This is a genomic window from Prevotella sp. HMSC077E09, from assembly GCF_001814685.1.
Lineage (GTDB): Bacteria > Bacteroidota > Bacteroidia > Bacteroidales > Bacteroidaceae > Prevotella > Prevotella oris.
In genome coordinates this window covers 23,511-34,025 of record NZ_KV817530.1, presented here as the reverse complement: position 1 = coordinate 34,025, position 10,515 = coordinate 23,511, and the positions used below count along the sequence as shown (strand labels likewise).

Genomic DNA, 10,515 nt, shown 5'->3' with positions numbered 1-10,515 from the left:
TCCTTGCTATGGCCATAGCCTCCCTCGCCGACGATGACCGTAGGCTTGTTGATAAACCCTCGGCGGTCGGGGTCGTAGGCAGCATGGAAGCGTTTACCGTCTTGCTCGCGTTCAATGTCTATGCTACCGCCCGACTCCAAACCAGTGGCGACACGTGCGCCCGACGCGGAGGCTGAACCGCTCGCTCCGCTTAAGGTCATTCGCTTAACCTTCTGACGCTCGGCGTTGGCTGCTGCAAGCTGAGCCACACCAGTGACACCCATCAGGGCTGCTGCGATAGGACCAGCGATAGGGCCGAGTTCACCAAGAGCCTTCATAATGGAAACTGCCGTATCGGCAATAATCTGTGACGCCTTGATGGCAAAGTTCACATCGGCATACTTCTTCTGTATCTTCAGCTTCTCGTCGGCTTTCTTCTTCTCGATGTCAGTAGTGTCCTTACCTGCATTGCGTGCTGCCTCTATCTCGGCATCGTACTTGGCATCGACATTGGCCATCTCGGCATCTTGCAGAGCTTTGACCGCACCGCCAGCAAGACCAGCGTAGTAGTCGAAAGCCTCCTTTGCTTTCTGTATCTTGAGGTTCTTTACTGCTTCCTCGTATTCTTCCTGTGATATTTCCTTGTTTTGAAGGTGGAGCTGGAGCATCTCAAGTTCGGCGTTGTAGAGTTCCTGCTGGGTAGCAAGACCATACTGCTGGCGTATCTGAAGGCGATGTTCCTCTGATTGCTGATCAAGATTGGTTAGTGCCTGTTGGTGTTGCTGCTCGGTGAGTACACCCTTGGCGAAATCCTCGTCTATCTTCTTACGGCGTACAGCCAATTCATCCTCAAAAGTGTTAAGTCCGTATGCTTGGCGTGCCTGTTCCTTGTCTTCCGCAGCTTTTTTTGCGTATTCTGCTATTATCTGAGCCTTTGCAGATTCATAGGCTATTGTTACTTGCTTCTGCTTCTCACCATCATCCTCTGCAAGTTGGAGGGATGCTTTATAGTAGCCGTCCAATGCAAGAAGTTTCGTGTCAAGTTCTTGTTGTAATGTCTGTGGAGCAGATGCTTTACGCATATCCTCCATTTTCTCAAGCGCATCATAGAATTGCTTTTCATTTTCAATGAAAGCTGTAGTTGCTGCCTGTTTCTGATCGGCAACTGCCTTATCTTGACTTTCCTGAAGGGCTTTCTTCTTCGCAGCATCTTTCATAGCCAAGTTTTGTGAACGTGTCTGGTAAGACTGTTCTATGGCTAACAGGTTATTTTGGTGCTGTATATTCAATGCGCCTACATAGGCATTGTACTGCTCTTGTGTAAGTTTTTTCTCTGCCAATGATTGCTTTAGAGCATTCAAGTCCTGATTGTAGAACTGCTTGGCTTCTTCTAAATCCTGACTGCGGTCGTGAGAGAACTGCTTGGTAGCAATATCGTCAGGGTCTGTCTTCTTGCTGTCTTTTTTATCTTTTATCCCATTCTCTATTGTTTTGGAGGGTTTGTTATTGCTATCTCCAGTTGTTGTCGTAGCCGGAGAACTCGTACTTTTCATATCCACAGAAACGTGAGCGACGGGTTTGTTGTTCAGCGTGTTCTTGATACCTTCAGAGAAGTTACGCCCAAAGCTTTTGCCAAATTCCTTTGCATCATTGACAATTTCTGTGAATGTGTTTTTGTAGGCATTTACAACGCCCTGCGCTCCTTGGAGGATTTTGTCTACATCGAAAGACAGTACTCCTTCAAGAACAGTAGCCACTGCTTTACCCATCCTGCCAACAGCCTTAAAGGCATCTATTACAAGAAATGCACCCAGTTTGGCTGCTTCCCAAGTATTCTTAAACGATAACTTAAGATATTCAACAGCTCCACGCACAATGGTAGATTGATTGTAAAGGTCGATGAAGTAATTGATGATTTTGACAGTGTAGTCGATAATCTTAGAAAGGGCGTTCATTGCAAAAATCTTGGCTTTCATGGTCATTTCCTCGAAACCATTATCACCAATTCCAAAGAACTTCGACATTTTCTCATTGAGTTCTGCCTGTGCCTCGATCTCCTTTCTCTGAAGTTCTCCATATTCACCTGTGACACCCTTGAGGTCTTCCATATTGGTGGACATATCGGCCAAAGACTTTACGAGCTTCATACCCTCGTTGCTTGCGGTCTTACCGAATACGCTCTTCATAACCTCGCCTACCTGCATAGAGTTCTCGGGGAGTTCCTTTATCTTTGCAGAGATTTTTTGAACAGCCTGGAGGATGCTGGTTTTCCCCGAGATAAGGTCTTGCTCAAGTTGTTTGCTGGAAATTCCAATATTGTCGAGTGCGCTCTGTGTTGATGTGGACATTGTTCTTATACGGTTGGTAGCTGTCTGTATAAGAGCCATACCCTGCTCATTGAATAGACCAGAGCGTGTTTGGGTAATAGAAGCCACAAGGTCGGACACGGAAGCTCCTGCATCGCTGAAAGCTGGTGCGAACTGCTTGATTTGGCTTAAGAATGTACCATTGACATCAGCACCAGCCTGAATACCATCCTTGATATTATTGATTGCTTCCTGGGCGGTGATTCCATACTGGTTCATTAGAGTGTCTACTGATCCCAATACATCCTTGTATTCTTTACCCATCTGAGAGGCAAGAGCGGAAATTTGACTGCGCACATTGGTTAGTTCATCACCGGAAATATTAAGAAATTCGCGAGTGAGGCGTTGAGCTTCCTCTATCTCTGTATTGTAGTTGTACCACCACTTAACACCCTCGATTGCTGCTGAGACAGAGGCAATGGCTGCGGTGGCAACCCCGACAAATTTTGTCCAGCCACCCGAGATGGAAGAAAACATTGACTGAAACTTGCCCATAATTCCAGTTGATTGCTGTCCCATTGTTCCTGTTAGATTGGATGCGTCCCGGCGCAGTTCTGACATACGACCATTTACGTTGCGCAATTGCCCTGCCAGCTTTTCATATTCCTTGGGGTTGGTTGCCTTGGAGGTATTATTAAGGGCGTTTTGGAGCTCTTTGGCTTGCTTGCGTAATTGGGACATTGTCATTGCATTGATGTCCATCTGTGAACGAAGACTGCGAAGTTTCGTTTCGTTATCCTTTATTTGGCTGCTATAGGCTTTGACTTCGCTCTGCAATCGCTTATATTCTTCCGATTCCTTCTTTCCTGCTGCTTCAAGATCGAGCATGGCATTTTGTCGTGCCTTCATCTCCTTGCGAAGATCGTGGGTGGCACGTTCCAACTGCTGTAATTCTTGCTGGGCAGCAGATGTCTTTGCATCGACAACAAGACTGATATGGTCTTCTTTTAACTTGCTCATAACTATTTTATTTCGTTGGGTAAGATCTTATTTGAGAGGGCTTCTTCCATCTGCTTTCTCCATGCAGCTCTGACCTCATTGGTAAAACCAGTCCGAATATCGGGGAATGTTTCATTATAAAGTACACCCCATACAACACGGTTGTAAATGGCATATTTGGCACGTTGCTTCTTGGCACGCTTAGAACTTAAACCTGAATAAGGTAGACGATACTGCATATCAAGAAAACGAAGATAAGGCAATACACGCAGATAGACGGTAGACTGCCCATTGGAAGACTGGAGGTTAAAGTCATGCCGAGATAACTCACTTCGCAAGGTACCAGTACGCACCTTGAAATATCGCTGGGCTGCTTCTTCTTGTGTCTTATAGATAATACCTATATCGCGACGAAGAATCTCAGAGACAAACTCATCCTTGATAAATTGTTCTGTTATCATACAGCAAAGATAATAAGAGAAAGGTAAAGGATAAAGGACAAAAAATCCCCGAAGCGTGGGGGCCTCGGGGGGGAATATATCAGAGCAACTCTTGTTCTATAGCCCTAAACAATTCAAGGACAACTTGAGGAACCATAGAGTTGCCGAGGGCTTTTATTGATTCTTGTCGCCATCTTGTGAAAGGAATGGTAAGACGAGATATATCAAAGGGTAGCCCATCATTTCCTCTACAAATAGGGGAGACAGTTGGGAAGTCCCTCCACCAATCTTGTGGGCAATCTGCTCCGCCAAGTTGCTCTGTGCTGCATTCTTCTTGCGGTGAGCCTTGAGGTTGTCCATCGTCATCATAGCCCGCATCCCGTCGCTCGCACTCGGAGTCAGCAGCCAGTCGCATCTGCGGAACATCTCGGGCAACATTCCTCCTTTCTCCTTCAGTGCCTTGATGCGCTTGCTGTATTGTATCTCCACCGCTAATGGTGTAGGGAGCAGACCGAGGGAAAGGAACTTCTGCTTGCCGTCCTGGCACACCTTCAGCCCCTGCGTTACTGGCGTGGGGAGTATGTCGGAGTAGACTACTTGACTCAGCAGACTGTTGTATTTCGTGCCGTTCTTGTAGCCGTTGCGTTTTGCCCTCGCTCTCATCGACGCTGGGTCCTCGCAGAACTCCCTCGTGCAGGGTGTCAGCAGTAGGTGTGGGAACATTCCTTCTTGCGACGAACCACACTCGGTCTCGCTGGTGGGGCGCACCGACGGCACAAGCCGGAATAACAAATGGCTGGACGGAGTATCCTTCACGCTCAAGGTCTGAACAGACTGTTTCGACGACGAACTGCTGTTCTTTTTTGTAAATGTCGTCGTTCTCGTCAAAGAGAGAGGTTGTGCTTTCCACCTTAACCTCTTCGCTGGGCTGTACCATCGAGAGGATACCAGCAACGTTCTCACCAATGACGAAAGTGGGCTGTATCTGCCTGATGACTCGTAGCATCTCAGGCCAGAGGTAGCGGTCATCGTCCGCTCCAAGTCGCTGCCCTGCTGAGCTGAAAGGTTGGCAAGGGAAGCCTCCCGTGAGAATGTCGATTTGTCCTTGCCATTGTGAGAAGTCTGTTGTCTTGATGTTTTCATAATTGATGGAGTTTGGAAACCAGTAATTGAGGATTGTGTTGCAGAACTCGTTGATCTCGCAGTGAAAAACATTTTGCCACCCAAGCCATAAGGCTGCGAGTTCGGGTGCGCCAATACCGCTGAAGAGCGAGGCGTGTCTGATTATTTGTCTCATTCATTTTACTTGTTTGTTTGTCGATGGCAAATTTATGTACTTATTTTTTTGTTGTAAAGGACACCTCGTCTCACGACGAAGTGCCCTGACAAACAAACATCCAAATGAATGGATGCTTTGACAAAAAAGAAAATTAACGTTCACGGAACATCCATTTGAACTCTAAGCCGTGCGCCCCGGGGCGGTTGCAGAACTTGTATCCGGCATCGCGGAGTGCGGAGAATACCTGCTCGTAGTCGATACGAGCGGAGGTTGTCGATGCCACGAATGGCATCGACAACCTCGGCGGTGGAGAAGAAATGGGTGGCTTCGGTCGGTGCGGAAGCAGGGCGGTAGGTGGTGGAAAGAGCAGCAACGTAGATGCTGATATCTGTGATGGGCTGCTCAGGGGTTTCTTTCTTATTACTCATTGTCTGAAGGGTTAAGGGTTTGACGATAATCGGCTTCGCCTGAAGGGTCTACCGAGGTGAGGAACGTGCCGAAGTCCTTACGCAGTGAGCGCAGGGTGTCGAGGAAGGTGAGGGCTGTCTCGGGCTTGATGTTATTGGCATCGCGCCACTGCTCGATAAGGAAGTCCTCAATGGCCTGAAGACGCTCGGTGCGCTCGTAGATATAACCAGGGTCGAGCATTGCTTCAAGGGTTGCTGTGGCTTCCTCGCCCAAATGAATGAGAGTAGTTTTCATTGTGCGCCTCCTTCCTTCTGTTTATCAGTCTGCGAAAAAACAAGATTGTAAATGGCATAGCTGTCGGTATCATCTTCAAACTCTACTCTTACAGTTGCATCGCCACTCATATAAGTTACATATACAGTATCCTCAAAAGCCTCCAATCGCCCTTTTCTGCTAAGGCTCGGAATTATTTTTCCTGTAACATCTCTTTGAACCAATGTTACCTCTTGCCCTTCTTTCATATTCGAAACGATATCCTTTGCCATTTGGCTAAAGTAAAAGGTAGCTCCTGTTCCACTATGCTCATATCTAAGCAAATAAGTATCTAAACTGGCTGCTATCTCTCGACCTCTTTTTTCAACTTCCTTTTTTGAAAAAATAACATCAAATTCTACTACCATCTTTTCCATATCAGGGAAATTCATTTTAATTTCCATCTCTGCTGTAGTTAATCCTTTCATTTTTTACCTCCTTTCTTATCTGTTTTGTTGATGCGATAGACCATCCAGCCTGCGCAGAGAGCAGAGGTGATGGTGACGAGTGGACGCTGCTCGACGGCGATGGCGGTGAGCATGAGGCACAAAGATACGGCATTGACACGAAGAACCAAACGACGGGTAACGGAGAACTCGGTGATACGGCTGTAGAACTCGCTCCTCTGGTCGAGCCAAAGGTTAATGGACTTGATTTTGCGCTGCACGGTAGCACGTACGTTGATAGCTGGGCGAGTAACTTGCGCCTGAGCTTCAAAATTGATTGTCTGTTGCATGTTGCATTGTTGTTATTCCATTCCCGGAACTGCCGGGGCAGAGATACAGAAAAGCGGCTGCACATCCCGCTGGAATAACAACAATGACTTCACCCCGAGGAGCTAATCGTATTGTACGAGATGGCAACCGCCAATATTGAATTGTGGGCATGAAAAAAGCCCAAGCAAACTATGCTGAGCAATAACCGCTGCTCATCGGAATGGACTACCATTGTTGTTATTCCGAGGGCAAAGGTATGAAATATCCCCGAAACCTGCAAGGATTTCGGGGATATTTTTTCGAAGGGGTGGAATTTAAGTTCTTACCTTATTTCTCATCATATCCTTTGATTACCTCGCACAATTCATTTTCAAAGTTGAAAATATCGTTAAGGTCTTTGATTTCGTGCTTTGTTTCTTTCTTGTCCTTATCGAATGTTGAGATATACTTCTTTGTCTTGCTATTGAAATAGAGGCGACAAATTGGTTTGCGATTGTTATCGTCGAGCAGTATGGCGAAGTAAGAAAGGGCATCTCGATAAACGACACGGGAGACATCGACGGATTTGCGCACCACAGCTTTCACGATGTTGAAGCCATCAAGCTCTTCCTGCGTGGTGACAATGCCATCTTCACTTGTAGCGACAACCCCTTCCTGTTCTGTAGCTGTATTGGCTACTGCTGTTTCGGTTGCCTCGCGCTGCTCTTCGGAGCTGAGCGCCGTCTTCAGCCTCTTGGAGATGAGTTCGTTGATATAGCTGCTGATAGCTCGCTTGACGAGCTCGGAGAACTGCTCCTGTACCTTAGAGGTGATGATACCGTCGTAGACTTTCTTCGTGAAGTATTTCACTATTTCGGGAGTGGGATTGACAATTTCCTCTGCGAAGATTTTCTTCAGTTCGTTGGAATACTTGAGTTCGCTGGCGGAGTTGAGAATATTGTCGATATCGAAGTAGGACTTGTGGAATTTTTTCAGTTCCTCGAGCTGGTAATCCTTAACGTCGGTGATGTCCAGTTCAAGGAATGGTTTTTCGTCCATGATATTCTGGTCCTCGAGGTCGGTATAGAAAAGATACCGGATGCCATTTGTGAGTACTCCGAATTTGGCCTTAGAAGCGACAAAATACTTCTTGAGCTGCGTGTCATGTAGGGACAAATCTTGTTGCCAGTGCTTGCATTCAATGAGGATGATAGGGGCACCATCTTTCATTATTGCATAGTCTATTTTCTCTCCTTTCTTTTTCACAAGGTCACAATCCATCTCCGGGATTACTTCCAAAGGGTTAAACACATCATAGCCTAAAGCATTGATAAAAGGCATGATAAACGCATTCTTGGTGGCTTCTTCAGTAAGAATGCCAGCTTTTAACTGAGCAACTTTTTCAGCAAGTTGCTTGATAGAGTCTTTAAAGTCCATATTTTTACATGTTTAGATTGGTTACAAAGATAATCATTTTATTTTAAACGTAATAAAAATTACGTAATGAAAAACTCCGATGTTTTAGGTGACAATACTTAGAGTTTTTAAAATTATGGAGCACAACACTTGAGAAAGATAAGGCGTATTTTTGTAACCGCCAAAAGAAAACGCAATTATTTCTTGCGTGGCGAAAAGAAAAAGGCGAAAGATTCTTGTATATTCATAGGCATGAGGATACAGGCTGATATAGCATTGGGAAATTAACGGTGAAACAGGATTCGTCCTTGCCACATTTTTGGACAATGAATGTGCCTGCTTGATGACCTTGCTCTACCATACGTTGCCACAAGGAAACATTGTCGTCACCAAAGCCGATGACTTTGCAATCCTTGATGGCAACGCTCTGCTCGCCGAATACACGATAGAACGCATCAAGGTTGGCACGGAAAAATTCAAAACTATCGGATAATGCCATAACAGACTCTTTTAATATTACGATGGCAAAGGTAGTGGAATTTGTCGGTATGGAAAAGGACTGAGAAAAAAAAGCCCCCGATGCTTCACGCACCAGAGGCTTTGGCTCTTTTACTATGAAATACGTCGCCCCTTAGAACGAGGCGGTTTGTAATTCCGTTCTTATTTGTGAGATGCAAGAGGAGAGTTTCTTATAGGTGGTTTCTCCTGCAGTCTTCACCCCACTGGTGTACTGGCGCATGAGCGAGGGATTGATACCAGCACGTTTGGCTATCTCGGTAACGTTGAGAAAGTTGAAATAATTGAAGAATGAGCGGAGATCATATTTATACTCGAAAGTAAGCCCTGTGTAGCGTTCGTCTTCAGGATAAGCCTGACGGCATTCCTCAACGGCTTTCAGAAAGTCGGCCTTAGCCTCACTGGCGGTTGCTCCGTCGCCATCAATGAGGGCGTATTCGCCAATGGGTTGTTCACTGTAGCATGAATAAGTACCATCGTTGCCAAACTCGATTGTTACCAAAATTTTGTGTGCCATATTCTATTGTTTATGATATACTTGAAAGAAAAGAGCCCTCCCTTATTATTTCTGCAAACCAACTCTTAAAAAAGGGGCGGTACGCCCGGACGATTAACGTCCGAGCAATACCTTGTAGATTTTCTTCAACAGCCCCGTTTTGACTTCATGGCTGCCATGCCTTGGAATCCTGATTTTCGCCCCTGTTGCAGGGTTTGTCCATTCATCGTGCTCGGCACCATGTTGAGTGAGTAAGCATCCTGCTTTCCTCAACTCCTTGTAAAGTTGATTGTACTTCATAATTTAAAAGAGCTCTTTTTGTCTTAATGACAATGCAAAGGTAGCGATTTTGCTATAAACCTCCAAATGTTTTGGTAACTTTTTTGCTACCAAGACGTATTTTTAACATTTGAAGCAAAAAGCCGTAGTATAGGGAAACTGCTACGGCTATAAAGAACGAGCGTTGCAAAGGTCAGAAAAGCTTTTCCCTTTTTCCTTTTTCCCTTACCGCCTCGTTGATGAAGCGGTTTCTGTTGTCTTGTTCGTCAAGCATTTTTATAAGGTCTTTGTCTGCCTTGAAGTAATAGGCCTTTGCCGTAATTCGAGGCCTACCGACTACACCTATTCTCCTTTTCTTTTTTACCTCATTCATAATTATTTCTTTTAGTTAAAAACTCTGCTGCTTTTCGTAAAGAGGCTGCAAGTTTGTCAGCATCAAATTCGTCTTTATTTAGAACCATACGCCAGCATGGAGCCTTTGTGCGCACAAGGAATATATATTGTTTATCCTTACTATACTCAATAAAATAAGTGCTTTTACACATAAAAAACTATTTCTTGAACAATTGACTTAACCGTGTTGTCGAGGGCTGAATATTGTTATTATTTATTTTTCGTCATTGAGGTGAAAAACCAAACGACCGTCTGATTCTCGTTCTACAAAGTCATATTCGGGATAAGCCTCTGTAATATCAAGCATATCATATCCATTTCTTTCGAGGTCTTTTTCTTTGAAGTACAAAGATGTTTCATCTTCATTGAAAACGGCAAGTTCTTCAAGCTGGCTTTGGTCAGATAGGCTCGCATCGGACAAGCTATCTACGAAATCCTTGTATTCTTGTTTCTGCTCGTCGGTGAGGTCGGAATAACTCTCGATATTGCCATCATCGAACAACCAGCCGAAGAAGTTAGGGTCGTTGTCTGCTTCGCGCTCAACATATCCTCTTAAGGTTGCAGGCTCTTCGCCGTTATATGCACTAAAATTCTCTACTAAAACTTGTTTTTTGTTTTCTGTGTACTTTATCATAATTTTTGCCCGTCATGCCGATAGCGCAGCTTTTAGATTATTATTTGTTAGATATTTCGTTTAGAAGTTTATACTGCTTAGAACTAAGTTTTCTAAGTTCTTTCTTGCTGTAGTCTCTTATTGACTCAATGAACTCTGCTTCATAGTCATTTAACCGACCAGCTTCGAGGGCTGCTACTGCATACTTCAAGTTAATTTCAACGTTTGTCATGATTTTGAACAGTTTTTACGGTGTGTCTCACCTTTTTAGTTATTGCTATTTGTTTTAATTATCTGATGCAAAGATAAGTATATACTTTATTAAATGCAAATCTTTTGGGTATTATTTAACTTATTTTAGTATATACTTATTCAACGGTTAAA

12 protein-coding genes and 1 pseudogene are annotated in these 10,515 nt (G+C 44.7%); all 13 read right to left on the bottom strand.

Going from position 1 to position 10,515, the window contains the following annotated elements; translation table 11 throughout:
- On the bottom strand, window positions 1–3,305 hold a 3,305-nt coding region (locus HMPREF2983_RS13740), incomplete at its 3' end, for a hypothetical protein (protein WP_141757623.1).
- A 2-nt stretch (window positions 3,306–3,307) separates the two neighbouring features.
- Complete coding sequence (locus HMPREF2983_RS04350; protein ID WP_070667058.1) at window positions 3,308–3,745, bottom strand: hypothetical protein; 438 nt, start codon at window positions 3,743–3,745, stop codon at window positions 3,308–3,310.
- A gap of 79 nt (window positions 3,746–3,824) precedes the next feature.
- Window positions 3,825–5,021 carry a DNA cytosine methyltransferase gene (locus HMPREF2983_RS04345; protein ID WP_070667056.1) on the bottom strand — a complete coding sequence of 399 codons (1,197 nt, stop codon included), beginning with the start codon at window positions 5,019–5,021 and terminating at the stop codon, window positions 3,825–3,827.
- 133 nt (window positions 5,022–5,154) lie between these two features.
- Window positions 5,155–5,431 (bottom strand): annotated as a pseudogene (locus tag HMPREF2983_RS04340) (5-formyltetrahydrofolate cyclo-ligase).
- On the bottom strand, window positions 5,424–5,705 hold the full coding sequence (locus HMPREF2983_RS04335) for a hypothetical protein (RefSeq protein WP_070667054.1): 282 nt from the start codon (window positions 5,703–5,705) through the stop codon (window positions 5,424–5,426). The pseudogene HMPREF2983_RS04340 and the gene HMPREF2983_RS04335 overlap by 8 nt, the downstream one beginning before the upstream one ends.
- Complete coding sequence (locus tag HMPREF2983_RS04330; protein WP_070667052.1) at window positions 5,702–6,151, bottom strand: hypothetical protein; 450 nt, start codon at window positions 6,149–6,151, stop codon at window positions 5,702–5,704. Before HMPREF2983_RS04330 ends, HMPREF2983_RS04335 begins: the two co-directional genes overlap by 4 nt.
- On the bottom strand, window positions 6,148–6,459 hold the full coding sequence (locus tag HMPREF2983_RS04325; protein WP_070667050.1) for a Tat pathway signal protein: 312 nt from the start codon (window positions 6,457–6,459) through the stop codon (window positions 6,148–6,150). The genes HMPREF2983_RS04330 and HMPREF2983_RS04325 overlap by 4 nt, the downstream gene beginning before the upstream one ends.
- Window positions 6,460–6,766: 307 nt before the next feature.
- On the bottom strand, window positions 6,767–7,855 hold the full coding sequence (locus HMPREF2983_RS04320; protein ID WP_070667049.1) for a type I restriction endonuclease: 1,089 nt from the start codon (window positions 7,853–7,855) through the stop codon (window positions 6,767–6,769).
- A gap of 223 nt (window positions 7,856–8,078) precedes the next feature.
- Complete coding sequence (locus HMPREF2983_RS13735; protein ID WP_141757621.1) at window positions 8,079–8,333, bottom strand: hypothetical protein; 255 nt, start codon at window positions 8,331–8,333, stop codon at window positions 8,079–8,081.
- Between the two features lie 132 nt (window positions 8,334–8,465).
- Window positions 8,466–8,867 (bottom strand): pilus assembly protein HicB, encoded by a 402-nt coding sequence (locus HMPREF2983_RS04315; RefSeq protein ID WP_070667047.1) that lies wholly within the window; start codon window positions 8,865–8,867, stop codon window positions 8,466–8,468.
- A 93-nt stretch (window positions 8,868–8,960) separates the two neighbouring features.
- A complete protein-coding gene (locus HMPREF2983_RS04310) occupies window positions 8,961–9,146 on the bottom strand; it encodes a type II toxin-antitoxin system HicA family toxin (RefSeq protein ID WP_004378591.1) in 186 nt (61 codons plus the stop codon).
- Between the two features lie 172 nt (window positions 9,147–9,318).
- Window positions 9,319–9,498: a hypothetical protein gene (locus HMPREF2983_RS04305; RefSeq protein ID WP_039874675.1), complete on the bottom strand. Its 180-nt coding sequence runs from the start codon at window positions 9,496–9,498 to the stop codon at window positions 9,319–9,321.
- A gap of 234 nt (window positions 9,499–9,732) precedes the next feature.
- Window positions 9,733–10,152: a hypothetical protein gene (locus tag HMPREF2983_RS04295; protein WP_004378593.1), complete on the bottom strand. Its 420-nt coding sequence runs from the start codon at window positions 10,150–10,152 to the stop codon at window positions 9,733–9,735.
- Between the last annotated feature and the right edge of the window lie 363 nt (window positions 10,153–10,515).